Here is a 23,919-nt window from a genome sequence, read left to right as displayed (position 1 = left end):
GCGGCCTACCGGATTTACTGGCCGGTCTGTTCCTTGACAAACAGCATGCAGATCGCGCCCAGCAGCGGACCCAGCGCGAGCGTGGCAAAAGCCGACTGAAAAGAATGAGTCGCCTGGAATACGAGGCCCACCACAGCCGGCGACATCGCCGAGCCCGACTGCCACACCGCATTTGCGATCCCTGCAGCGGAGCCGGCCCGATTGATGCCGCTCTGCTCTGCAACCAGCGTCACCAGCAACGGGCTATACACGAATGCACCGATGCCGATAAACGGAGCCGCGAAGCGAAATGCACCAAGATCCGAAAGCTGCCCAAACATCAGCAGAGCGACAAAGAAGAACAGAAAGGAAACTACCGTCAGTGCCTTCCGGCGTCCGCCCAGCCTGTCGGATAGCCAGCCGATCGACGGCTTGCTGGCCAGCCCCGCAACACCGGCGATCGCCACAATGAATCCTGCTTGCACTGGGGCCATGTGATGGCCCTTTACCATGAGAGAAATCGCCCACGACGCGAAGCCGAGCGTGCCCCAGAACCCGCCGCAACCGGCCAGTCCGAGCAAAATGAAATTGCGATTGAGGAACGCTGCTGCACGCAGATTCTTTGCGCCGCGCTCCGGCGCCTGCTCGTTGGCCGCGACGGAGTGATTGCGAACGATCACGGCCGTCAGGACCGACAGAACGAGCGCGCAGATGCCCAGGCCATGATAGGTGTTGCGCCAGCCAAGGTTCGTCGCAACGCCAGGCAAAACCGCATTGGTCACGATAACGGCCATGGATGACGCGCTCATGAGCAAACCGACGGCGCGTCCGCGCTCGTGCCTCGCAAACCATGTTGAGACGAGTTTCACTCCGGCGGCGTAGTCGGCTCCTGCTGTAAGTCCCATGACACATTGCAATACAAGCCCCACGGCGAGCGACGGCGTGTAACCAAAGCAGAACGTTGCAAATGCGAGTCCGAGCAGAGACACGGACAGCGTCGCGCGGCCTCCGATCCGATCGGTCGTGACACCGCCTACGACATTGGAGAGGACATAGCCCACATAAAACGCCGTGACAAATACCCCGAGGGCCGCAATGGGCAGTCCGAGCGACTGCCCAGCGGGAAGCGCGAGCGTGCCCCATGCGAGACGGCAGACCGTGCTGAGCATGAGTCCGGCCCAGGCAAAGAACAGGACCACCCAGCGGAATGTGGCGACGTCCGCTTCGTCGCTACAGCCTGTTGGTGTTGGAATGACCGCTTGCATAACGTCTCCTCACTACGACTATTGGCTCGCTTCCGCGAGCTGGAATAGTGTCTATGATCGTGCGAAACGGTAGAGAACGAAATTCGTCTGCTGGAAAACCGTGTTCCTGGCGAGGAACGATAGTCGCCCTGCATTCCTTTCTGCGGACGCGTTCGGGGTCACGCACATGCAGCGTATGCCGTGTGTGCGTGACCCCGCCTCGCGGCGCGACAACCGCCATCCCGGCCCGTTACGCCGTCGCCGACACACGCGGGCGGTTGACAATCTGGTTGTCCTTGCCCTGCACTCGCGGCGTCAGAACGATGTTGAATTCGATGTCCTTATACGCATCGGTCTTCATGCCCAGCGCCGCGCCACCCGTCTTCTCGACAACGTGCGGAATCAGCTCTTCGCGGGTCGCGTAGGCGAAGTCGTCCCAGATCAGCGGATCGCCCTCGATATTGAACTGCGTCGTCAACTTACGGTGATCGTCGCTGGTAATGAAGAAGTGCACGTGCGCCGGACGATTGCCGTGCCGGCCGAGCCCGTCCAGCAATTGCTGCGTGGCGCCCTGCGGGGGGCAGCCATAGCCCACCGGCATCAGCGTACGGAATTCGTATTTGCCGTCGGCGCCCGTCCTGACAGCGCCGCGCAGGTTGAAGCCGGTTTGCGCGCCGGTCGGGTCGAAGTGCGAATAGAAGCCTTTGGAGTTGGCATGCCAGCATTCGACCAAGGCGCCGGGCACAGGCTCGCCGTCCGTATCCGTGACGGTGCCGCGGATAACGAGCGGGCCGGCTTCGGCGTCTTCGTTGATGTCGATCTTCGACACGCCTTCGCGCACCGGCGCGCCGGCCACGTAGAGCGGGCCTTCGATGGTGCGCGGCGTGCCGCCGTCGAGTCCGACGGCCTTGTCCGCGGCATCCAGGCGGATGTCGAGATATTTCTCCAGGCCGATGCCCGCCGCGAGCAGCGCTGCTTCGCCATCCTGACCCAGTTTGTTCAGATAGTTCACGCCTGCCCAGACTTCGTCGGGCGTGATGTCGAGATCGTCGATGGCTTTGAACACGTCGCTCAGCAGGCGGTGGACGATCTGCTGGAAACGGGCGTTGCCGCTGTCGTTGCTGTTATCGCCGCCCAGGTTCGACGCGACCTTCAGCAGGTCCTGCACCTCCTTGGTATCGAATACTTTGACGCTCATGATTGTTGTCTCCACATGTCTTGGGGGAAAAATGGGCCCAGCGGCGCTGCCTGACTAAAAAAAGCAGCTCCCCAGGTTCAGGCATCGCCGTCATGAATCGACGACGGGTGGCGACACAACGGCGTCACCGAAATCTTCATGTACGGGAATAGCGGCAACGCGGTGAGGATGTCGTGCAGTTCGGCGTTGCTCTCAACATCAAAGATGCTGTAATTCGCGTACTCGCCGACCAGACGCCAGATGTGGCGCCACTTGCCGCTGCGCTGCAGTTCCTGCGAATACGCCTTTTCGCGCGTCTTGATCTCGTTGGCGACCTCGGCGGGCATGTCGCCCGGAAGGTTCACATCCATGCGTACGTGGAAAAGCATCGTCTGCGTCCTGTTGTTTGCGTCCTGCTGGGGGATGCGGAATTAGCGGGTGACTTTCGTCAGCCCGTTGCGGGTAAAGCGCTCGACCCTGGCTTCATCCAACTCGATGCCAAGGCCCGGGCCGGCGGGCACGGTCAGTTCGAAGTCGCTGTAGTCGAGCGGCTTCGTCAGAATCTCTTCGGTGATCAGTAGCGGTCCGAACAATTCCGTTCCCCACTGCAGGTTCGCGAAGCTCGCGAACAGATGGGCGGAAGCAATCGTGCTGAACGCGCCTTCGAGCATCGTGCCGCCATACAGTTCGATGCCTGCCGCGTCGGCAATCGCGGCCACGCGCTGCGCGGCAAAGAGCCCCCCGCTCTGTTCGATCTTGATCGCAAACACGTCCGCGCCTTGTTGCTTTGCGATCTCGAATGCACTGTCCGGGCCCTGCAGGACTTCGTCGGCCATCAGCGCGACCGGGAAGCGGCGCACCAGACGCGCAAGCGCGGCCGCCGACGCCACCGGCTGCTCGACCAGCTCGCAGCCCGCGTCGGCCAGCGCCGGGATCGCTCTGGCGGCCTGTGTCTCGCTCCAGGCCATGTTCACGTCGACGCGCACGGCGGCGCGCTCACCCAGGGCCTTCTTGATTTCGGCGACATGCCTGATGTCCACGTCGGGGGCCTTCGCGCCGATCTTCAGCTTGAAGACTTTGTGGCGGCGCACTTCGAGCATCTGCTCGGCTTCGGCGATGTCTTTCGCGGTATCGCCCGAAGCGAGCGTCCACGCAACCGGCACGCGCTCACGGCGGCGGCCGCCGAGCAGTTCGCTCACCGGCACCCCAAGGCGCTTGCCGTGCGCGTCGAGCAGCGCCGTTTCGAGCGCGCTCTTCGAAAAGTGATTGACCCTGACGAGCTTGCCGAGGTGCGCCATCAGCGTCTGAATGCGCGTGGCGTCCTGACCGACCATCGCCGGCGCGAAATAAGTGTCGATGGCGACCTTCATCGCTTCCGGGCTTTCAGGACCGTAGGCCATGCCGGCGATCGTCGTGCCTTCACCGATGCCGACCACGCCGTCGCTGCAGTACACCTTCACCAGCATCAGGGTTTGCCCGTACATCGTCGCAACGGAAAGCTTGTGCGGCCGGATCGTGGGCAGATCGACGAGGCGGGTTTCGATGCGTTCAATCGTCGGATGGGTCATGGCGGAAGCTGAGTGGTGTTGTGAACCCGGTGGAAGTACGCCGGTACCGGCGGCCAGTCTCGGAGCCTCGCCCGGTGCGTCGATGGGCGTTGGCAGGCCGTCGGTAGCATTGAATACCGGGTGTGGCGCACGCGCTATCCACCTGGTTTGCGTTCCTTATCCACTTTTTTTGCCGTGCGATCCGCGGCACTCTCCGGCGCCCCGCCGGGACCCGTCCGCCCAACGTCCAGGGCCCGCATCAAAAAAAACGGATAGTGACTGTCGAGTAGGCGGATAGCGCCCGCGCCGCGTCCGGTATTCAATCCGTCTCATCAAGGACCTGGTCGCAAGACCGCTTATCGGGAGGAGACCCCATCATGAGCGCGGAGAAGAACACTTCGGAGTGGCAGGAATTTATTGGCGGATGCCTCGACTTTCGCCCGGCGGAAGGCGTCTATCGCATCGCGCGAGAGATGTTCACCGAGCCGCAACTGTTCGACCTCGAGATGGAACTCATCTTCGAGAAGAGCTGGATCTACGCCTGCCATGAGAGCGAGATTCCGAAACCGCACGACTTCATGACGATGCGCGCCGGCCGCCAGCCCATGATCATCTCGCGCGACGGCAACGGCCAGCTCAACGCGATGATCAACGCGTGCCAGCATCGCGGCGCGACGCTCACACGCATGACCAAGGGCAATCAGTCCACCTTCACGTGTCCGTTTCACGCCTGGTGCTACAAGAGCGACGGGCGCCTCGTCAAGGTGAAGGCTCCGGGCGAATATTGCGAAGACTTCGACAAATCCACTCGCGGCCTGAAAAAAGCGCGTATTGAGAGCTATAAGGGCTTCGTGTTCATCAGCCTCGACGTTGAAGGCACTGACACGCTCGAAGATTACCTCGGCGATGCGCGCCTCTTCTTCGACATGATGGTCGCGCAATCGCCCACGGGCGAGCTCGAAGTGCTGCCAGGCAAATCCACCTACACCTACGATGGCAACTGGAAGCTGCAGAACGAGAACGGCCTCGACGGCTATCACGTGAGCACCGTGCACTACAACTATGTCGCCACGGTGCAGCATCGCCAGGAATCGAACGCGCAGAAAGGCGGCCCGGCGAGCGGCACGCTCGACTACAGCAAGCTCGGCGCGGGCGATACCGAGACCGACGACGGCTGGTTCGCCTTCAGGAACGGCCATAGCGTGCTGTTCAGCGACATGCCGAATCCGAGCGTGCGGCCCGGCTACGCGAGCGTGATGCCGCGCCTCGTCGAAGCGCAAGGTCAGGAAAAGGCCGAGTGGATGATGCATCGGCTGCGCAACCTGAACATCTATCCGAGCCTCTTTTTCATGGACCAGATCAGCTCCCAGCTGCGCATCGTGCGGCCGGTTGCCTGGAACAAGACCGAGGTCACCAGCCAGTGCATCGGCGTGAAAGGCGAATCGGATCAGGAGCGCGAAAGCCGCATTCGTCAGTTCGAGGACTTCTTCAACGTGTCGGGCATGGGTACACCGGACGACCTCGTCGAGTTCCGCGAACAACAGCGCGGCTTCCAGGCACGCCTCGAACGCTGGAGCGACATCTCGCGCGGCAACCACAAGTGGGTGGAAGGCGAAACGGCGAATACGCGCCTGCTCGGCATTGCACCCGCGCTGTGCGGCACGGAACTCACGCACGAGGGCCTGTACGTCAACCAGCACCGCACGTGGCAAGGCTCTCTCCTGAAGGGTCTCGCGCAGCAATCGAACAGCAAGAAGGAGGCTTGATCCATGTCAGTCACGCATACGCTCCAACAATCGGTCGAGCAGTTTCTCTATCGCAAGGCCGAACTTTGCGACGCGCAAAGCTGGGACGAGTACCTCGACCTGTTCGACGAACACAGCGAATTTCACGTGCCGCAGTGGGACTCCGAGCACGTGTACACGATCGATCCGAAACGCGGCATGTCGCTCATCTACTACACGAACCGCACAGGTCTCGAGGATCGCGTGTTTCGCCTGCGCACCGGCAAATCGGCGGCATCGACGCCGCTGCCGCGCACGCTGCACCAGATCACCAACGTGCGCATCGCCGAGCGCGAAGGCGGCGAGCTGGAGGTGAAAACCAACTGGGCCACGTTCTACGCGCGGCAAGGCATTGGCGAGCATTTCTTCGGGCGCGCCACGTACCATCTGCGCGCTGACGGCGACAGCTGGAAGATTACGCGCAAGCATGTCCTTCTGCTGAACGACACCATCAACGCGGTGCTCGATTTCTATCATCTGTAAGACGGAGTCCCATGCCATGAGCCACAAGGTCGCCTTCAGTTTTGCAGATGGCAAGACAGTATTCTTCGAGACCCGCGCGGGCGAACTCCTGCTCGACGCAGCGCTGCGCAACGGCGTGAACATTCCGCTCGATTGCCGCGAAGGCGTGTGCGGGACCTGCCAGGGCCGCTGCGAATCGGGCAGCTATACGCAGGATTACGTCGATGAGGAAACGTTGTCCGACGACGACCTCGCCGCACGCAAGATGCTGTCTTGCCAGACGCGCGTGCAATCGGACGCTTCGTTCTACTTCGACTTCGATTCGAGCTTGTGCAGCGCGGCAAGCCTGGCGCAGCTCTCGGGGCAGGTCACCGCCGTGAAGCAGGTGTCCGAAACGACGGCGATCCTGCATCTCGACGCGAGCGCCCATCCGGGCCGGCTCGATTTCCTGCCGGGACAATATGCACGCCTGAAGGTGCCTGGCGCGGACGTGTGGCGCTCGTATTCGTTCGCCAACCGGCCCGACGAGGGAAACCAGCTGCAATTCCTGATCCGCCTGCTGCCGGACGGCGCGATGAGCAACTATATGCGCGAGCGCTGCCAGCCCGGCCAGACGATCGAGTTCGAGGCGCCGCTCGGCGCGTTCTATCTGCGTGAGGTCGAACGGCCGCTCGTGATGGTCGCAGGCGGCACGGGCCTCTCCGCATTCCTCGGCATGCTGGACGATCTCGCGCACAAGGGCGGCTGCGGCCAGCCGGTGCGGCTCTACTACGGCGTGACGAACACTCGCGACCTGTGCGAACTCGAGCGCCTGAGGGCCTACGAAGAGCGCATCGCCGACTTTTCGTGCGAGATAGTCGTGATGAATCCCGCCGAAGGATGGCAAGGCAAGACGGGGCTCATACCCGAGCATTTCGACCGCGCGTTTCTCGAAGCGAATCCGTTCGACATGTATGTGTGCGGACCGCCACCGATGGTCGAGGCGATCAAGACGTGGCTTGCGGGAGAACGTATCGACAGCCACCGGCTGTACTACGAGAAATTTGGGGACAGCAACAGCGCGCAGCAGGCATCGTGAGGCGACGGAGCGTCCCGCATTCGGGATGCTCCGGTATTTTGTCGAAGCGCGGCGTGGTTTACCATTGGAGACTCGTCAATCGCTCAATACCACGCCATGGCCTCCCCCGCCGTCAACGAAAGCCGCGGACTCGACGCTTTGCTTCACGACCTCGAGGGCGCGCGCGACTGGATGGCGGCGATTTGCGGGCCGCACATGTTGCAGGTGCGCAGCCCGCAACAGTTGCAATTCCATCACTCGGGCACGGTGATGCGCTCCATGGCGAGCACACTCGGCTATGTCGAGTACGGCACCGATGTCACCGTCTCGGTGCGCAACGAGACGCCGCTCAATTGCTATAGCGTGAGCCTGCCGCTCACAGGGCAGCAGGAGCTCGCAGCGCGCGGGCGCCTATGGCTGTCGGACCAGGACAAAGGCCTGATTCTGTCGCCGCATGAAACGCAGGATCTGGCTATCACCGGCAACTGCCGCAAGATCATCGTGTCGATTCCGCACCTCGCGCTGCGGCAGGTGCTTGAGACGTTGCTGCAAAAACCGCTCAATACCGCGCTGACGTTCGAGCCATACATGGACGCCGCGAACGGTGATCAGTCCGCCTGGTGGCGCATGGTCAAGTTCATGCTGGCTGAAATGGAGCGATCCGGACCGCTGCTCAATCACTTGCACATGGCGGGAGATCTCGAGCAGGCGCTGCTCAAGGGACTATTGCTGTCGCAGCCGCACAATTACTCGGAGGCGCTCGCCGAGGCGATGCGTCCTTCTTACCCGCACTATCTGTTGCGCGCGAAACAGTTCATCCACGACAACGCACGCGAAGATATCGCGCTCGAAGACATCGAGCGAGCCGCGGGTGTGTCGCGCTACAAGCTTTTCGACGGCTTCCGGCAGCACTTCGGCTACGCACCCATGGCTTACCTGAAGAAGTACCGGCTGGAAGCGGTACGGCGCGACATGCTCGCGGACCATTCGGAGGGCAACGTATCTTCCATCGCGATGGGCTGGGGTTTTTCGCATCTCGGCCGCTTTTCCAGCGACTACAAACAACTGTTCGGTGAGACGCCCTCGCAGACACTCAAGCGCGTCACGGGCCGCTAGGCCGCCGGAATGCAGCGAAGCCGGACCGTCCGCTTGCGACTGGCCCGGCTTCGATAGCGCCGGCCTGATGATCAGGCCAACGATCAGGTTCGCTAACGTTGTGAAAGTACCGGCTATACGCCGCTCGTAACCGACTCGATAAGCTCGCCAAAATGCATGGTCTTGCGTCCATGCAGACGATCATAGACCGGCCATGCCGGCAAATCCGCCCCGTTGGGATCGCCCGTCTCGACGAAATTCAGCACGTACTCCTGCATGCATGCCGATAGCGAGCGTGCTGCCGCGAGGTCAATCCCGTTCAGCATCGGCGCATTGGCCCAGTTTTCGAAATTGCCCAATAGGAACGGCAGCTCGAAGCAATGGCAAGCCCCCACGTCTGCCTGAGGCGACTGGAAATCGAACTGATACGCGAAGACGTTGCTGCCCGCCGACTCCATGCCCGCGGCAAACCTGATCGATGGAAGTTTGATCAGTTTGTCCGAACCCAGATCCACCAGCGCGTGATAAGGCCGGCTGTTCACGCGACGCTTGAGTGCCCGCCTGTAGTTCTGCTTGCCCTGCTCACCGAACTCCTCGCCATATTTCTTCAGCGTCTGCTCTTCTGTCACATCCAGCATGGCAGGGTTGCTCGCGAAGAAACTGCCCATTTCCTCCCGGGTCCAGCCAATCATGAGCGGCTTACCGGCAAAGCGCTCCGCGGCCTGCGCAGCCGGATTCGCTGGAACGTCCGCGTCGAAAACAGTCCGGAACAGAACAGGCACCTCTGCGAACACGCTTTGTGCGCGCAGCATGGCAGTCTGCAACTCCAGGACGCGTTCCACCGGCATCGTGCGCAAAGCTTCACCAGATGAATCTACTCCCGCCATTGCGCAGAACTGCTCCGCCAATGTCTGTGCCGCGTCCGGCGACAACGGCGGCAGTCCCGGATAGCTGAGCATGATGCCGCCTTTGACGAGCGGGCTGGTTGACTTCATGGCGGCAAGCAATTGCGTAAACCACGCGCCCGCGGATTGTCCGGCCAGCACGATGGATTCCGGATCGCCCCCGAAAGCAGCGATATTCGACTTGACCCACTGCAGCGCCATTTCCAGATCCCGAACGGCCAGGTTCCCTGGAGAAACGCCCTTCATGTACAGATTGCCGAGCAATCCAAGCCGGTAGTTCATCGTCACCACAATTGCGCGGCCGCTCCTCGCGAGCTGGTCGCCGGAGTAGCATTTGAGCAAGCCTCCCCCCGTGAGGAAACCGCCGCCGTGAATCCAGAAGATGACCGGCAGCTTGCCCGACAGTGATGGCGTGAAAACGTTGAGTCGAAAAGCGTCTTCTGACATGTCCACCCCATGCGCCGTCGGGCCCATTACAAAATCGAGGCGGCTCGGCAACTGCGGAAACACCGGTCCCGGCTGCGTGCAGTCACGCGTGCCGGACCAGGCAGCCGGAGGCAGCGCAGGAAGAAACCGGCCTGCAGCTGCGGCGTACGGAATATTGAGGAACGTATGAACACCGTTGTCCAACAGGCCTTCGAGAACACCTTGCGCGCATTGTGTGATGGTTGTCTTCGTCATTAATCTTGCTCACTCGTTTCCATGTGGAGGGGCGCCGCGTTAGCGAACGCACCGGTTCAAAATCCCTGATCCGATGCACCGTTCTCCTGATATTCTTATCGCTCCTGGCAGGGGTATGCGGGCTTGCATCGATTGCTGATAGTCCCGCAGTTGTGGCCGAAACAAAATGGAAAATTTGGCTTACCCCCCTTGAAGAAAACTCACGAGCGACTGCCCATGAATTCATTGCAACAGCGTCTGAAACTCCGGCATATCTCGGTAGTGCTGGAAATAGCGCGATGCGGGAGTCTGCAGAAGGCCACCGAGGTGCTGATGGTGAGCCACTCGGCCATATCGAAGGCATTGGCGGAGATCGAGGCGATCGTGGGCGCGCAGTTGTTTGAACGTACGCCGTCAGGCATGCGCCCGACGACTATCGGCGAGGCTCTCGTGCGGCACGGTTACCTGATCGCCGCCGACGTGCAGAGGGCTGAAGCGGAACTCGACGCGCTGCGGGAGGGCGACATGGGAACCCTGTCGATCGGGATATTCTTTCCGCTCAACTGGTGGGAAACCCTGGCCGACTGCATTGCCGACTTCTCCACGAAATTGCCTCGAATACGCCTGAGCGTGCGTGAAGATTCGATGGAGACGCTGCTTGAGCGCCTCGACCAGGACCTGATAGACGTCGTGATAGGTCGTCTTGCGAGTGGCTTTGGTGGAAATCAGTATGCGCAAGAATCGCTTCGCGAAGATCATCCCCTATTCGTCGCCCGGCAAGGGCACCCCCTCACCCAGAAGCAGGTGACGCTGGAGGACCTGCTCCATTTCCCGTGGATCTTGCCGGAACAGCCGAACATTATTCGGCAGCAACTGGAATTCGCCGTGCGCGATATGGGATTGAGCTTTGGCGCAGATGTGATGTCTTCGCAGGTCTCCTCCCTGACGTACCGGCTCGCAAGCAGGAGCGATACGCTGATCCTCGCGTCCCAATGCATCACGGACGAGTTGCATGCCCTGTACCGCCTGCAACCCGTGCTTTGCCAGTTGCCGCTGCATCTGGGTCCGCTGGTCGCCGTCACGCGCAAGGATAAGCCGCTGAGCAGAGCGGCCTCCCTGTTTCTGCAGCAACTCAAAGAGGCGGTGAGCCCTGCCCCGGCTGCTGGAACGCGTTAGAACTTCTGTTGCAGACCCGCCATCACGCCAAGCTGGTTCATGCCGACGCCAACCGTGCCACCAGCGGCGACCGCATTCGCAGCCTGTGCGCTATTGAACATGTACCCCACCGACGTGTACACCATGGTGCGTTTCGAGAGGAGATAACTTGCGCGTCCGATCAGTAACGTCGACGTTGCATCTTTCTTGCCGTCTCCCCCGCGCTGGAGATAGCGCACGCCTTGAGCGTCGAAGATAAGCGCCGGCGTGGCATAGTAGGTCGCGCCCGCGAAGAATATATCTGTCTGCAAGTGAGTTGCTACGGCCAGATTGTTTCTGATCCAGCCGAATCCGACCTTGGTGAGGCCAAGCACAACGTAGCCGTCGACAATGTTGTGCGTATCGGTGTAGGCGCTCCTGTTAAGCGGCGGTGTAGCGCCTGTGCCGCCACGCTGCACGTCATAAGAAGCCGCTACGCCGAAGCTTGTCGAGTCGTACGCGAGGAGCGCGGTGTATTGCCGGCACGCAAGCATGTTGCCTGGCACCTGCCCTGGACAGTTGGTTGCACCAGGACCTGCCGGACCCGCAGCGTCACGGCCAAAGCTATATGTGCCGCCCACCGTGAAGCCGTGAAACTTGCCCAGGTAGCCAATCGCGTTGTCGCTGCGGGCGTTGGGAAGATACGAATCGAAGACGCTGAGAGAATGAATCGACGGGCCGATCACGTCTGCGTTCATCAGCGCGTACATCGACATGCCCAACTGCCGGCCCAGCGTGATGGACCCGTAGTCGCTGCTGATGCCCACGTTTGACTGAATGCCAAAGAGACGGCCACCGTAATTCAGCGTGCCGTTGCCCGGTTGGAAGCCGTTTTCGAGCACGAAGAATGTCTTGAAGCCTCCCCCCAGATCCTCGGTTCCTCTCAGTCCCCAGCGAGAGGGCAATCTGCCGGTCAAGGAAGCCATTCCAACAAACGTCCCGCCATTCGCCGTCGCGTGGTTATAGTACGAAATCCCCGTGTCGATGATGCCATACAGCATAACGCTGCTTTGGCCATACGCAAGCCCCGTCGCGGTGGCGAGCAGTACCGCCGCACTCCATTTCATTCGCATGACGAACTAATCTCCAGATTTTATGGCGTGGCGCCTGGTTTTCATATGACTTGAGGCCACGGGTTTCCCGCGCCCTGGCCAAGAATGTCGCTGGAGATAGTCCCGCAGGTCGCGCGGAAACAAAACGGAAAGTTTCGCCAGCCCCCCTTGAAGAAAACTCAAGTGGCCGCCGCGACAGATTTATTGTTGAAGTGTTTGGCGCTTGACCACCTTGCAGTGGTACCGGCCGTAGCGCAGCGGGGGGATGGGCCGGAGATGGCGGAGCAACACATCCCCGTGGTCAAAAAAAAGCCGCAGATTTATCTGCGGCTCCAACACGCCACGACATAGAGATCACTTGTCGCCAGAGAAGCATAGGAACCAATCCTCCGGCACACAATGCCCAAATGTTGCCGCTCTCACATTCGCGTCCAGATATCTCACCCATGACCGCGGCACGGGTTTCATCAGACAATAGCGAGCCCGGCGGATGGCCCGCAAGGCCTAGCGAAGCCGCACTATCGTCGACTTCAACTCCGTATATTTATCGAACGCGTGCAGAGACTTGTCGCGGCCGTTGCCCGACTGCTTGTAGCCGCCGAACGGAAAACTCATTTCGCCGCCGCCTTCGCCGTAGCCGTTGATCCAGACTGTTCCCGCACGCAGACGGCGCGCCACCTCGTGCGCGGTCGTCAGATCGCCGGACCACACCGCGGCCGCGAGCCCGTATTCGGTGTCGTTCGCAATACGCACCGCGTCGTCGACGTTATCGAACTCGATGACCGACAGAACCGGGCCGAAGATCTCTTCGCGGGCAATTGTCGCGTCGGGCTTGACTTCGAACACGGTCGGCTGGAGATAGAAACCGCCGGTTTCTTCGCGCACGGGCGCGCCGCCTGTCACCAGCCGGCCTTCACGGCGCCCCGCTTCAATGTAGGCGAGCACGCGCTCGAACTGGATGCGATCGACAATCGCCCCCATCGTCACGGCCGGATCGAGTGGATGACCCGGCTCATAGGCACGCGCGGCGGCGACCACCTTCGCGATGAAGGCGTCCTTGATGTCCCGGTGGACGAGGAGCCGTGAACCCGCGGTGCACACCTCGCCCATATTGAAGAAAATCGCGTCGGCAGCGGCCTTCGCCGCGCGATCGAGATCCGGGCAATCGGGCAGCACGATGTTGGGCGACTTGCCGCCGAGTTCGAGCCATACGCGCTTCAGGTTGGATTTCGCCGCGCATTCCATGATCGCTTTGCCGGTTCTCGTCGAACCGGTAAACGCGATGCAATCGACGCCGTGGTGCAGCGCGAGCAGCCTGCCCGGTTCCGCGCCTCCCGGCACGACGTTGAATACGCCTGGCGGAAAACCTGCCTCGTGCGCCAATTGAGCGATGCGAACGGCCGTGAGCGGCGACTTCTCCGACGGCTTGAGAATCACGCTATTGCCAACCGCGAGCGCCGGTGCAAACTTCCACGCCGCCATCAGGAGCGGAAAGTTCCACGGCACCACCGCGGCAACCACGCCTACGGGCTCGCGCGTCACCAGACCGACAAGATGATGGTCGGCCGGCACGACTTCACCACCCACCTTGTCAATCGCTTCGGCATACCATTCGATGCATTGCACGGCAGCCGGCACGTCGATCGCCGTTGTATCGCCGATCGGCTTGCCGGTATCGAGCGTCTCGAGCAGCGCCAGCTCGTCGCGGTGCTCCCGTATCAACGCAGCCCAGCGCAGCAGCACGGCCTTGCGATCGCGCGGATTCATGCCCGCCCAGCTCTGCGTCTCGAATGCCCGCCGTGCCGTCGCCACCGCTGCGTCGACATCCGCCTCGCCGCACTCGGCGACCCGCGCCAGCACGCGGCCATCAATAGGACTCACGCAGGGAAATGTCTTTTCGGTGGACGCGTGACGTGGCGCGCCATCAATGAATGCGCGTCCTTCGATCTGCATGACGGCGGCTTCAATGCGCCAGTCCGAGAAAGTTTTCTGATTCATAAGGATACCTATGTTACGTTCCGTTTGACAGGCACGGGACTAGTGACCGTTCACATCGTCAATGTCCAGCCTGCGGGGCGTGCGACGCATAGATCTTTCTACACGTCTCGACCACCTCCCAGGTGCCACGAAAACCGGAAGGAATCACAAAGCGATCGCCGGCGCGCAGCACCTTTTCGCTCCCCTGCATGTCGCGCACGACCGCTACGCCGCTCAACATCTCGCAGTACTCCGATTCGTCGTATTCGATCGTCCAATGACCGGGCGTGCTTTCCCAGATTCCGGAGCTGAATTGTCCGCACGGGCTGATGTAGTGATGCGTGAGGGTCTGCACCGGATTGCCGGCCAGCAGCAGGCCGCGCGGCACGCGGGACTGGGTCAGCTCCGCCGTGTCGCGCATCAGGTCGACGATCGTCGTGATATCGGTCATTAACGCCTCCAGGTTAGGCAATGTTCAAGATTGGTGGGGTGCCGCGCGGCCACGCGAGCCGGCTGGCGCTGAATCACAGCGCGTCCATCATGCTGTGCCAGCTCATCGCGAGCATCAGCATCGGCTGGCGCAGCAGACGCCCACCGGGAAAGTCGCGATGCCGGATCTTGCCGAACAGGTCAAAGCGGGCGGCCTGCGAATCGATCGCCTCCGCGATCAGGCGGCCGGCGAGCGCCGTCACGTTCACGCCATGCCCGGAGAAACCCTGCGCAAAGTACACGTCGGGTTCAAGGCGGCCGAAATGCGGTGCACGGTTCATCGTTGCATCGACGAAACCGCCCCACGCATAGTCGATCTTCGCGTCGGCGAGCTGCGGGAACGTCTTCAGCATGTCGCGCCGCATGGCGGCGGCGAGTTCGCGCGGCGCGTGCGTCGAGCTGCTGGCCTTGCCGCCCCACAGCAACCGGCCGTCTTTCGACATGCGGAAATAGTCGAGCGCCGCATTGCAATCGCAGACCGCGACATCGGATGGCATCGTGCTGCTCGCCCTCGCCTCGCCGAGTGGCTCGGTTGCGATCAGATAAGTCGCGACCGGCATGATCTTGCGCGCGAGCGCCGGCGCAAGCCGGCCGAGATAGGCGTTGCCCGCCAGCACGACATAGCGCGCGTCCACCTGCCCGCGCGCGCAAGTGACCCGATGGCCTTGCGCGGTCTTCGTCAGCGCTTGCGCGCTGGTGTCCTCGTAGATCGACACACCCGCGCCGCGTGCCGCGCGCGCAAGGCCGAGCGTGTAGTTCAGCGGATGCAGATGACCGCTGTCGGCGTGATAAAGGCCGGCCACGTAGCGATCCGACGCGACATGCAGTTTCATCTCGTCTTGCGCGACATACCGGTACGCGCGATAGCCGAAGCGCGTCTCGGCAGCGTCACGCCAGGCACGCAGCGCCTCGGCATGGCGTGGCTTGTTGGCCGCGACCACGTAGCCAAATGTCAGGTCGCAATCGATCCGGTGTTTTTCGATGCGTTGCTTGACGATCTCGACCGCTTCGACACCCATCGCCCAGACGCGCTGCACGTCCGTTTCCGGCATGAAAGACGAGAACGTATCGATGCCGCACGAATAGCCGGTGATCAACTGGCCGCCGTTACGGCCGCTTGCGCCCCAGCCGATCTTCGACGCTTCGAGCAGCACGACCGAATAACCGCGTTCCGCGAGATCGAGCGCGGTGGAGAGGCCAGTCATGCCGCCGCCGATCACGCAAACGTCCGTGGAGACCGCCGCCTCGAGCGGTGGATGAGACGTCCGGTCATTCGCGCTGGCCGCATAGTAGGACGGGACATGCGCCTGGTTTTCGAACTTGAGCATGATCGTCTGCCTCAACTGCCGGACTTCAACTGCAGCCACAGACGGTTCTGCAAGCGCGCGATCTCGACGCTTCTTGGCAATGCGAGCGTCATCTTGCCGAGCATGCTGTCAGACGGATAGACGCCCGGATCCTGCGCGATCTGCGGCTTCACGAACGCACGCGCGGCCTTGTTCGCGCTCGGATAGGCGATTTCGTTCGTGATGGCCGCGTTGGTTTGCGGATCCTCGATGTAGTTGATCCACCGCAACGCCGCCTCCGGATGCGGCGCGTCCTTCGGGATCGCCATCACGTCGAACCACAGCAGCCCGCCTTCCTTCGGATTGGCATAGCGAATTTCGTACGCGCGCTTCGCCTCCTGGTTGCGCCGCCGCGCGACGCCGACGTCGCCGGACCAGCCGAGCACGACGCACACGTCGTTGTTCGCGAGATCGTCCGCGTAGCCCGACGAGTTGAACTGTGTGACGTACGGGCGAATCGTCTTCAGCACGCTGTAGGCCGCCTGATAGTCCGCGGGATTCCCGCTGTTCGGATCCTTGCCCATGTATTGCAGCACCGCCGCGAACGTCGCGTCCGGCGCGTCGAGCAGCGACACGCCGCAGCCCTTGAGCTTCGAGACGTTCGCCGGATCGAACAGCAGCGCCCAGCTGTCGGTCGGCGCGTTGTCGCCAAGCCGCTTCCTCACCGCCTCGACGTTGTAGCCGACGCCTGTCGTGCCCCACACCCACGGCACGCCGTACTGGTTGCCTGGATCGGCCTTGGCGAGCATCTTCATCAGCGCCGGATCGAGAATGCCAAGGTTCGGGATCTTCGACTTGTCGAGCTTCTGGTACACGCCCGCCTGGATCTGCTGCGCGAGATAGTTCGACGTGGGCACGACGATGTCGTAGCCGGAACTGCCGGCGAGCAGCTTGGTCTGCAGCGTATCGTCGCTGTCATAGCTGTCGTAGCGGACCTTGATGCCGGTCAGCTTCGTGAAGTTCGGCACCGTGCCCGGCGCGATGTACTCGGACCAGTTGTAGACGTTCAGTTCGGTATCGCCGGCCCGCACGGGCAAGCTGGCCGCGAACATGAAGCCGGCCGATGCGGCAAGCACGAGCCTCGGGACCGGGCAGCGACGAAAACGGGCACGCATGAAAAATCTCCTGATAGGACGCACCGGCCGCTCCAGTCGAGACAGATGCCGCCGGCAAGCAAAGTCGTAAGTGCGCGGCAAGGCGATGGGCTATGTGGCTAGCGTCCCCTTGCTTTACGCTTTTAGAGCACTGTAAAGAGCGCGGCACGCATCGTCTGTCCCTGAAATGAAGGACAAGCCTGGCCTACGACAACGCCGTTTGGGTGAATCCCCCTGTAGGCATGCGGAATTTTTCGTGATACCAGTAGCGCCATTCCGACATCATTGAGAACACAGGTTATGAACGCCGCGCCCTCTTCCCCGGAACTCCAGTTCAGCCAGGTCGCCTTCATGACCGAGATGTTGGGCGACATTGCGCAGGCCATCGGCACGCCGCAATTCATGCAGGTGGTGTACGAGCGTCTCGTGCGTTTCGCCGACTTCGACGCGGTACATCTCGACTACGACCGCGTGTCCCCGTCCGGACAGCGGGGCATTGGCTGGATAGGCAGCTACGGCCGCGATCGTGAGCTCGTCGAGCGGGTCATGCGGCAGTACTACCGCAGCTATGCCACCGAGGACGCCACCTACCAGGGAATCGGCGGCGAGGACGACATGAAGCTGATGCAGATCTCCGCGCAGAAAGTTGGGAGCGAGCTCCGGCAGATGTTCTTCGATATCGGCGACATCCACGACGAGTGTGTGATCGCAGGCGTGACGAACGGCACGCGGTACTCGATATCGATGGCGCGCTCGCGATCCCTGCCGTCGTTCTCGCTGAAAGAGCTGACCCTGCTCAAGCAGCTCGCGCACGTGGTGCTGCCGCTTGCGGCGGCACATAAACGGATAATTGGCGCGATCTCGCCGGATGACGGCCGCCCGGATACGTCGGACAACAATCTGCTTGCGCAGTGGCTTCCGCAATTGCACGGCAAGCTGACGTCGCGCGAAACGCATGTGTGCTCGTCGTTTATCCAGGGCATGACGACGCCGGCGATCGCGCAATCGATGGGACTGAAACCGTCGACTGTGGAAACCTATGCGAAGCGGGCATTCGTGAAACTCGGTGTGGAGTCGCGGCGGCAACTGATGGCGCTCGTGCTGAAGAACGCGCCGCAGCGGCATGACAGCGACGGCGCGTAGCGGCGCCTGAATACGCTCCGGCGCAATTGGTCCGCACCGGCCATTTTTCGCATTTTAAATGGGATATCTGATTGTTTTTTATCGAAGAGCGATTGCAAACTATCTAAATAATGAATGTTTTGTATTTCAACATTTAATTTGTAGATAGTACGGGGATTCGTTATGGTACGAAGATCCATCCCCTATAGGGTCCTGCAGTGCGACGCACTCGACGGCATTCGAAGCGCAGAGCGGGTCCCGATTTGCAGAGGCAGCACCATGATCGACCGCGTATTCGTCAATGCCTTGGACGCAGACGGCAACCCCGTCAACCTCGCCGTTCAGAACGGCCGCTTCGCCGCCATCGCCCCCCAACTCCCCGCCGCCAGCAACGCCGACATCATCGACCTGAAGGGGGGCCTCGTGTTGCCGGGTTTCGTCGACGGACATATCCATCTCGACAAAAGTATTGTCGGCGACCGCTGGCGCCCTCACCGTCCTGTCGCCAGCCTGCGCGAGCGTCTCGCCATCGAGAAGCAGGAACTCGCGTCGGCGCCGCCTATCGCCGAGCGTGCCAATGCGCTGATCCGCCAGGCGGTGTCGTTCGGCACGGTTGCCATGCGCAGTCACGTCGATGTCGACGCGACAACCGGCCTCGCCAACCTGCACGCCGTGATGGAAGCATGTGAGAAGTGGCGCGGTATTGTGGACATCGAACTGGTGGCGTTTCCCCAGGCGGGAGTGGTTTCCTCTCCGGGCACCGCGGAGATTCTCGATGCTGCGGCCCGTGAAGGCGCTGAAGTGGTCGGCGGCATCGATCCGACAACGCTCGACGCCGACGCTGACGGCCAGCTCGATATCGTCTTTGGCATTGCGGAAAAGCGTGGTGTGAAGATCGACATCCACCTGCACGAACCTGGTCTGCAGGGCATCGAACAGCTGCATCGCATCGCCGCGCGCACGCGCGCGGCGGGCCTGAATGAGCGCGTCGCGGTCAGTCACGCCTATGGCCTCGGCGATGTCGCGCCGGACGTGGTCGATCGGGTTGCCGAAGCACTCGCGCAAGCCGGCGTATCGATCATGACGAATGCACCCGGCGACCGGGCCTTTCCGCCGATTCTGCAGCTTCGCGCGGCCGGCGTGCGCGTTTTTGCGGGCAACGACAACATTCAGGATGCCTGGTGGCCCTACGGAAATGGCGACATGCTGCAGCGAGCCATGTTGATCGGCTATCGCTCCGGTTTCTATACCGACGCTGAACTGCATGTCGCGCTGCAGATGGTCACCGAATCCGGCGCGGCAGTGATGGGCAAAAGCGGTTACGGGCTCAAGACTGGCAACGACGCAACCTTCGTCGTCGTGAAGGCGCCCAATGCGGCGGCGGCCGTGGCGGCCGCGCCTGCGGACCGCGCGCTGGTCCTCAGGGGGCAATTCTGGGCCGACGCGTCGCGCATGCACTTCGAACAGTAGACACTTAACCACGGTATCGCCGGCTGAATTCATCGCACACGCCCGCCGCTGTTGCGACACGCCCCGAGGCTTTGCCCGCGACGGCACCCGTTAACGCCAATACCATTGCATTAGCCACTGACGGCCAGTCGAATATTTAATTTCCACATAGTGGCGTCGGCGCTTACGCTTGCAGCAGGGTGGTTCAACCGCCCTGCTTTTAACTCTCGGGAAGCATCCGAATGATTGACCTCAGAACGCCGCTGCGTGGCACGCCACCCCGCTCCACCCGCCATGGCGGACAACAAAAGGGCGTACGTCATGCCTGATTTCGGCGCGGCGAGCGCTCCCCGTCCTTCGCGCACGCTCGATGCGTCGCTCGGCGCACTGGTCCTGCTCGTGCTGCTGGGCCTGAACCTGCGCCCGTTCCTGACCTCCGTCGGCCCAGTGCTGGATCTCGTGCGCAACGACACCGGCCTTGGCTTCCGGGCCGCCGCGATGCTGACCACGCTGCCCTTCGTCCTGATGGGCGCGGTCGCCGGCGTGGGTGTGGGGCTGGCGCGGCGTTTCGGCGCGAAAGCCACCCTCACCACCGCGCTGCTGCTGCTCGCGGCCGGTTGCGCCTCGCGCATCGGGGCAAGCACCAGCGCCAGCCTGATCACCGGAGCGGGTATTGCCGGCGCCGGCGTGGCGGTCATTCAGGCGCTGATGCCGGGGCTCGCCAAACGCTGGTTTCCTGACCGGGTGCCGCTCGCTATGGGGCTTTACTCGGCGGCGCTCGTCGGCGGCGGCGCATTCGGCGCCGTAACGAGTCCCTGGCTCGCCGCTCATGGCGGCTGGCATCTCGCGCTCGCCATCTGGGCGCTGCCGGCACTCGGCACGCTCGCGCTGTGGATCACCAGCGCGCCGCCCGACGCTGTCCAGCTTGCCGCCACGCCGGCCCCGGTCAAGGTGACGGGCTTCTTCGGCAATCTGCGCGCCTGGCAGCTCGCGGCCTATTTCGGTCTTGCCAACAGCGGCTATTCGGGCCTCGTCGCGTGGCTGCCCTCTTTTTACCGCCAAACAGGCATGAGTGCCCAAGGGTCCGGCAACCTGCTCGCATGGATGGCCGTGTTCCAGGCGACAGGAGCGTTCGTAATGCCGATGCTCGCCCGCCGCTCGACGGACCGGCGCACCGCGTTGTGGCTAACCCTGGCGCTTCAGGCCGTGGGCTTCGCCGGCTTTGCCCTCCTCCCGACATTCGCGCCGTGGTTGTGGGTGGCGAGCGCGGGTCTTGGTCTGGGCGGCTTCTTCTCGTTGAGCCTGATCGTGACGCTCGACCATCTTCCCGACGCCCAGCGCGCCGGTGCGCTGGCCGCGTTCGTGCAGGGGGTCGGTTTTCTGATCGTCGCGACGGGGCCGTGGCTGATCGGCTGGCTGCGTGACGCCGGCGGCAGCTTTGCCACCGCGTGGTCCATGCACGTTGCCGTAGTCCTGGCGATGGCGGCGCTGACCACCGTGTCCTCGCCGGCCAGCTACGCGCGCAGCATGGCGCGCAAGTAACGCATATTCAGTGAAACGAACCTGATCGAGCTCGGGTGCACGCACGAGTCTGACTGCGTGTGCGCCGCGAGTTCGATCACAGGCATGCAGCGAGGCCGGCTGCCGGCTGGAATCAGCACCAGGCCAATTTGCAATTTATAAACTAAGCATTACTTATCATAAACATGGAGACAACATGAAGAAACTGGCAATTGCGGTTGCCGTGGCCCTCGCGGCCGGCGCCGTGCAGGCGAAGGAGTTGACGGCAATTCGCTTCGGCGTGGACCCCAGCTACGCGCCGTTCGAGTCGCTCGCACCCGACGGCAAGCTGGTGGGCTTTGACATCGACCTCGGCAACGCGATCTGCGAGCGGCTGAAGGTCAAATGCGTGTGGATCGAAAATTCGTTCGACGGCATGATTCCCGCGCTGAAAGCACGGAAATTCGACGGCGTACTGTCGTCGATGAGCGTCACCGAGAAGCGTCAGGAGCAGATCTCCTTCACCGATAAGATCGACAACGTTGCGCCGCGGTTGGTCGCAAAACAAGGCTCGAACCTCCTGCCGACGCCTGAATCGCTCAAGGGCAAGAGTGTCGGCGTGGAACAGGGTTCGACGCAGGAGACCTACGCGCGGACCTACTGGGAACCGAAGGGCGTCAACATCCACACGTACCAGACTCAGGACCTCGTCTATCAGGACCTGCTTGCCGGCCGGCTGGACGCCGCGCTGCAATCGTCGGTGCAGGCCGATCTGGGGTTCCTGAAAACGGCAAACGGACGCGATTTTGCCTTTGCCGGACCCGCGTTGCATGATCCGAAGACGCTGGGTGTGGGCGCCGCCATCGGCGTGCGCAAGGACGACGACGATCTGCGCTTGCAGATCAACAAGGCGCTGGCCGGCATCATTCAGGACGGGACCTACCAGCGCATTTCCCGCAAGTACTTCTCGTTCGACGTTTATAACTAATGCGAAACGGCGGATTGCGCTAAGCGCAATCCGCCGTCGTGGTCCGGGGGCGGTCAGTGCGGCCGAAAGGCCGCCGTCATCAACGTCCCAGCATCGGCAGCTTGAGACCCGCCTCGCGCGCCGTGTCCTGCGCGAGTTCATAGCCCGCATCCGCGTGACGCATCACGCCGGTGGCCGGATCGTTGAACAGCACGCGGCCCAGGCGCTGCTTCGCCGCGTCCGTGCCGTCCGCCACGATCACCACCCCCGAGTGCTGGCTGAAGCCCATGCCCACCCCGCCGCCATGATGCAGCGACACCCACGAAGCGCCTCCCGCCGTATTCAGCAGCGCGTTCAGCAGCGGCCAGTCGCTCACCGCGTCCGAGCCGTCCTTCATCGATTCCGTTTCGCGGTTCGGGCTTGCGACCGAACCCGTGTCCAGGTGATCGCGGCCAATCACGATCGGCGCCTTCAGTTCGCCATTTTTGACCATCTCGTTGAACGCCTGGCCCAGACGATAGCGATCCTTCACGCCCACCCAGCAAATCCGCGCCGGCAGGCCCTGGAACGCGATCCGCTCACGCGCCATGTCGAGCCAGTTATGCAGATGCGGATCGTCAGGAATCAGCTCCTTGACCTTCGCATCGGTCTTGTAGATGTCCTCAGGATCGCCCGACAGCGCCACCCAGCGGAACGGTCCCTTGCCTTCGCAGAACAGCGGCCGGATATACGCCGGCACGAAGCCCGGGAAGTCGAACGCGTTTTCCACGCCCATTTCCAGCGCCATCTGGCGGATGTTGTTGCCGTAATCGAGCGTGGCCGCGCCGCGTTCCTGCAGCGTCAGCATCGCCTGCACCTGCTTGGCCATCGACTGCTTGGCCGGCTGCACGATGCTCTCCGGCACCGTCTTCTGACGCTCGCGCCAGTCCTCGACATTCCAGCCCTGCGGCAGGTAGCCGTGAATCGGATCGTGCGCGCTCGTCTGGTCCGTCACGCAGTCCGGTGTGATGCCGCGCGTCACGCACTCCGCGAACACGTCCGCGGCGTTGCCCAGCAGGCCGATCGACACCGGCTTGCCGGCTTTCTTCGCTTCCTCGAGCATGGCCAGCGCTTCGTCCAGCGTCGCTGCCTTCTTATCGACGTAGCGCGTCTTCAGACGGAAGTCGATGCGCGTCTCGTCGCATTCCACCGCGATCATCGAGAAGCCCGCCATGGTCGCCGCGAGCGGCTGCGCGCCGCCCATGCCGCCCAGCCCGCCCGTCAGGATCCAGCGGCCCGACGGGTCGCCGTTGAAATGCTGGTTCGCCACCGAGAAGAACGTCTCGTAGGTGCCCTGCACGATGCCCTGGCTGCCGATGTAGATCCAGCTGCCCGCGGTCATCTGCCCGTACATCATCAGGCCCTTGCGGTCGAGCTCGTGGAAATGCTCCCACGTCGCCCAATGCGGCACCAGGTTCGAGTTCGCCAGCAGCACGCGCGGTGCGTCCGCATGCGTGCGGAACACGCCCACCGGCTTGCCCGACTGGACCAGCAGCGTTTCGTCCTCGTTCAGGTCCTTCAGCGACTGGAGAATCTGGTCGTAGCAGTCCCAGTTGCGCGCGGCACGGCCAATGCCGCCATACACCACCAGCGCGTGCGGATGCTCGGCGACTTCCGGGTCCAGATTGTTCTGGATCATCCGGTAGGCCGCTTCCGCGATCCAGGTCTTGCACACCTTTTCAGCACCACGCGGGGCGCGGATCGTCCGGGTCGGGTCGAGTCGGGGGTCGATGTGTTTCGGGTTGTTCATGGTGGCTCTCAGAAGGCTTGAAGATGTCGA

General features: G+C 62.3%; 20 protein-coding genes. 9 read left to right on the top strand and 11 right to left on the bottom strand.

The genetic code is table 11. The annotated features are described in order from the left end of the window. Positions 1-14: 14 nt before the first annotated feature. From A6V37_RS30700 to A6V37_RS30685, 4 genes are all read right to left on the bottom strand, one after another. Positions 15-1,244 carry an MFS transporter gene (locus A6V37_RS30700; protein WP_082902780.1) on the bottom strand — a complete coding sequence of 410 codons (1,230 nt, stop codon included), beginning with the start codon at positions 1,242-1,244 and terminating at the stop codon, positions 15-17. A 229-nt stretch (positions 1,245-1,473) separates the two neighbouring features. Further along, entirely contained in the window at positions 1,474-2,421 is a 948-nt protein-coding gene (catA, locus tag A6V37_RS30695) for a catechol 1,2-dioxygenase (RefSeq protein WP_064269759.1), read from the bottom strand. A gap of 77 nt (positions 2,422-2,498) precedes the next feature. After that, positions 2,499-2,789, bottom strand: a complete 291-nt coding sequence (catC, locus tag A6V37_RS30690) for a muconolactone Delta-isomerase (RefSeq protein WP_064269758.1) — start codon at positions 2,787-2,789, stop codon at positions 2,499-2,501. Between the two features lie 42 nt (positions 2,790-2,831). After that, complete coding sequence (locus tag A6V37_RS30685; protein WP_064269757.1) at positions 2,832-3,968, bottom strand: muconate/chloromuconate family cycloisomerase; 1,137 nt, start codon at positions 3,966-3,968, stop codon at positions 2,832-2,834. Positions 3,969-4,324: 356 nt separating this feature from the next. Here A6V37_RS30685 and antA point away from each other — a divergent pair, with 356 nt between their 5' ends. From antA to A6V37_RS30665, 4 genes are all read left to right on the top strand, one after another. Next, positions 4,325-5,713 (top strand): anthranilate 1,2-dioxygenase large subunit, encoded by a 1,389-nt coding sequence (gene antA, locus A6V37_RS30680; RefSeq protein WP_064269756.1) that lies wholly within the window; start codon positions 4,325-4,327, stop codon positions 5,711-5,713. A gap of 3 nt (positions 5,714-5,716) precedes the next feature. Next, the gene (gene antB, locus A6V37_RS30675; protein WP_064269755.1) at positions 5,717-6,214 is read left to right on the top strand and encodes an anthranilate 1,2-dioxygenase small subunit; all 498 of its coding nucleotides are present in this window, start codon (positions 5,717-5,719) and stop codon (positions 6,212-6,214) included. Positions 6,215-6,230: 16 nt separating this feature from the next. Beyond that, positions 6,231-7,271, top strand: a complete 1,041-nt coding sequence (antC, locus tag A6V37_RS30670) for an anthranilate 1,2-dioxygenase electron transfer component AntC (RefSeq protein WP_064269754.1) — start codon at positions 6,231-6,233, stop codon at positions 7,269-7,271. 96 nt (positions 7,272-7,367) lie between these two features. Next, the gene (locus tag A6V37_RS30665; protein ID WP_064269753.1) at positions 7,368-8,366 is read left to right on the top strand and encodes an AraC family transcriptional regulator; all 999 of its coding nucleotides are present in this window, start codon (positions 7,368-7,370) and stop codon (positions 8,364-8,366) included. A 113-nt stretch (positions 8,367-8,479) separates the two neighbouring features. On the opposite strand, the gene A6V37_RS30660 is transcribed toward A6V37_RS30665, so the two are convergent. Then, positions 8,480-9,931 carry a carboxylesterase/lipase family protein gene (locus tag A6V37_RS30660; RefSeq protein WP_064269752.1) on the bottom strand — a complete coding sequence of 484 codons (1,452 nt, stop codon included), beginning with the start codon at positions 9,929-9,931 and terminating at the stop codon, positions 8,480-8,482. A gap of 216 nt (positions 9,932-10,147) precedes the next feature. Between A6V37_RS30660 and A6V37_RS30655 the strand changes: the two genes are divergently transcribed. Beyond that, on the top strand, positions 10,148-11,086 hold the full coding sequence (locus A6V37_RS30655) for a LysR substrate-binding domain-containing protein (RefSeq protein WP_064269751.1): 939 nt from the start codon (positions 10,148-10,150) through the stop codon (positions 11,084-11,086). On the opposite strand, the gene A6V37_RS30650 is transcribed toward A6V37_RS30655, so the two are convergent. From A6V37_RS30650 to A6V37_RS30625, 5 genes are all read right to left on the bottom strand, one after another. After that, positions 11,083-12,177: a porin gene (locus A6V37_RS30650; RefSeq protein WP_064269750.1), complete on the bottom strand. Its 1,095-nt coding sequence runs from the start codon at positions 12,175-12,177 to the stop codon at positions 11,083-11,085. The genes A6V37_RS30655 and A6V37_RS30650 overlap by 4 nt on opposite strands. Positions 12,178-12,660: 483 nt before the next feature. Next, on the bottom strand, positions 12,661-14,154 hold the full coding sequence (locus tag A6V37_RS30640) for an aldehyde dehydrogenase (RefSeq protein ID WP_064286670.1): 1,494 nt from the start codon (positions 14,152-14,154) through the stop codon (positions 12,661-12,663). Positions 14,155-14,212: 58 nt separating this feature from the next. Further along, positions 14,213-14,584, bottom strand: coding sequence for a cupin domain-containing protein (locus A6V37_RS30635; protein ID WP_064269747.1), 372 nt, complete (start codon positions 14,582-14,584; stop codon positions 14,213-14,215). A gap of 73 nt (positions 14,585-14,657) precedes the next feature. After that, positions 14,658-15,950 (bottom strand): NAD(P)/FAD-dependent oxidoreductase, encoded by a 1,293-nt coding sequence (locus A6V37_RS30630; protein ID WP_064269746.1) that lies wholly within the window; start codon positions 15,948-15,950, stop codon positions 14,658-14,660. Positions 15,951-15,961: 11 nt separating this feature from the next. After that, a complete protein-coding gene (locus A6V37_RS30625) occupies positions 15,962-17,083 on the bottom strand; it encodes a polyamine ABC transporter substrate-binding protein (RefSeq protein WP_064269745.1) in 1,122 nt (373 codons plus the stop codon). Positions 17,084-17,362: 279 nt separating this feature from the next. Between A6V37_RS30625 and A6V37_RS30620 the strand changes: the two genes are divergently transcribed. The 4 genes from A6V37_RS30620 (at position 17,363) to A6V37_RS30605 (ending at position 22,121) form a co-directional block, all read left to right on the top strand. Beyond that, positions 17,363-18,205 (top strand): helix-turn-helix transcriptional regulator, encoded by an 843-nt coding sequence (locus A6V37_RS30620; protein ID WP_064269744.1) that lies wholly within the window; start codon positions 17,363-17,365, stop codon positions 18,203-18,205. Between the two features lie 258 nt (positions 18,206-18,463). Next, positions 18,464-19,654, top strand: coding sequence for an amidohydrolase family protein (locus A6V37_RS30615; protein WP_064269743.1), 1,191 nt, complete (start codon positions 18,464-18,466; stop codon positions 19,652-19,654). 300 nt (positions 19,655-19,954) lie between these two features. After that, the gene (locus A6V37_RS30610; RefSeq protein WP_064286700.1) at positions 19,955-21,175 is read left to right on the top strand and encodes a cyanate transporter; all 1,221 of its coding nucleotides are present in this window, start codon (positions 19,955-19,957) and stop codon (positions 21,173-21,175) included. Between the two features lie 175 nt (positions 21,176-21,350). After that, a complete protein-coding gene (locus tag A6V37_RS30605) occupies positions 21,351-22,121 on the top strand; it encodes an ABC transporter substrate-binding protein (protein ID WP_064269742.1) in 771 nt (256 codons plus the stop codon). A gap of 79 nt (positions 22,122-22,200) precedes the next feature. Here the strand turns inward: A6V37_RS30605 and hutU are convergent, their stop codons facing one another. Next, on the bottom strand, positions 22,201-23,889 hold the full coding sequence (gene hutU, locus A6V37_RS30600; RefSeq protein ID WP_064286669.1) for a urocanate hydratase: 1,689 nt from the start codon (positions 23,887-23,889) through the stop codon (positions 22,201-22,203). Between the last annotated feature and the right edge of the window lie 30 nt (positions 23,890-23,919).

It is taken from the genome of Paraburkholderia ginsengiterrae (genome assembly GCF_001645125.1).
Lineage (GTDB): Bacteria > Pseudomonadota > Gammaproteobacteria > Burkholderiales > Burkholderiaceae > Paraburkholderia > Paraburkholderia ginsengiterrae.
This window is presented reverse-complemented; position numbering and strand designations above follow the sequence as displayed.

Excerpts from the sequence above, each read along its gene's own strand:
- A6V37_RS30700 (WP_082902780.1), bottom strand. The coding sequence starts at position 1,244 with ATGCAAGCGGTCATTCCAACACCAACAGGCTGTAGCGACGAAGCGGAC.
- catA (WP_064269759.1), bottom strand. The coding sequence starts at position 2,421 with ATGAGCGTCAAAGTATTCGATACCAAGGAGGTGCAGGACCTGCTGAAG.
- catC (WP_064269758.1), bottom strand. The coding sequence starts at position 2,789 with ATGCTTTTCCACGTACGCATGGATGTGAACCTTCCGGGCGACATGCCC.
- A6V37_RS30685 (WP_064269757.1), bottom strand. The coding sequence starts at position 3,968 with ATGACCCATCCGACGATTGAACGCATCGAAACCCGCCTCGTCGATCTG.
- antA (WP_064269756.1), top strand. The coding sequence starts at position 4,325 with ATGAGCGCGGAGAAGAACACTTCGGAGTGGCAGGAATTTATTGGCGGA.
- antB (WP_064269755.1), top strand. The coding sequence starts at position 5,717 with ATGTCAGTCACGCATACGCTCCAACAATCGGTCGAGCAGTTTCTCTAT.
- antC (WP_064269754.1), top strand. The coding sequence starts at position 6,231 with ATGAGCCACAAGGTCGCCTTCAGTTTTGCAGATGGCAAGACAGTATTC.
- A6V37_RS30665 (WP_064269753.1), top strand. The coding sequence starts at position 7,368 with ATGGCCTCCCCCGCCGTCAACGAAAGCCGCGGACTCGACGCTTTGCTT.
- A6V37_RS30660 (WP_064269752.1), bottom strand. The coding sequence starts at position 9,931 with ATGACGAAGACAACCATCACACAATGCGCGCAAGGTGTTCTCGAAGGC.
- A6V37_RS30655 (WP_064269751.1), top strand. The coding sequence starts at position 10,148 with ATGAATTCATTGCAACAGCGTCTGAAACTCCGGCATATCTCGGTAGTG.
- A6V37_RS30650 (WP_064269750.1), bottom strand. The coding sequence starts at position 12,177 with ATGCGAATGAAATGGAGTGCGGCGGTACTGCTCGCCACCGCGACGGGG.
- A6V37_RS30640 (WP_064286670.1), bottom strand. The coding sequence starts at position 14,154 with ATGAATCAGAAAACTTTCTCGGACTGGCGCATTGAAGCCGCCGTCATG.
- A6V37_RS30635 (WP_064269747.1), bottom strand. The coding sequence starts at position 14,584 with ATGACCGATATCACGACGATCGTCGACCTGATGCGCGACACGGCGGAG.
- A6V37_RS30630 (WP_064269746.1), bottom strand. The coding sequence starts at position 15,950 with ATGCTCAAGTTCGAAAACCAGGCGCATGTCCCGTCCTACTATGCGGCC.
- A6V37_RS30625 (WP_064269745.1), bottom strand. The coding sequence starts at position 17,083 with ATGCGTGCCCGTTTTCGTCGCTGCCCGGTCCCGAGGCTCGTGCTTGCC.
- A6V37_RS30620 (WP_064269744.1), top strand. The coding sequence starts at position 17,363 with ATGAACGCCGCGCCCTCTTCCCCGGAACTCCAGTTCAGCCAGGTCGCC.
- A6V37_RS30615 (WP_064269743.1), top strand. The coding sequence starts at position 18,464 with ATGATCGACCGCGTATTCGTCAATGCCTTGGACGCAGACGGCAACCCC.
- A6V37_RS30610 (WP_064286700.1), top strand. The coding sequence starts at position 19,955 with ATGCCTGATTTCGGCGCGGCGAGCGCTCCCCGTCCTTCGCGCACGCTC.
- A6V37_RS30605 (WP_064269742.1), top strand. The coding sequence starts at position 21,351 with ATGAAGAAACTGGCAATTGCGGTTGCCGTGGCCCTCGCGGCCGGCGCC.
- hutU (WP_064286669.1), bottom strand. The coding sequence starts at position 23,889 with ATGAACAACCCGAAACACATCGACCCCCGACTCGACCCGACCCGGACG.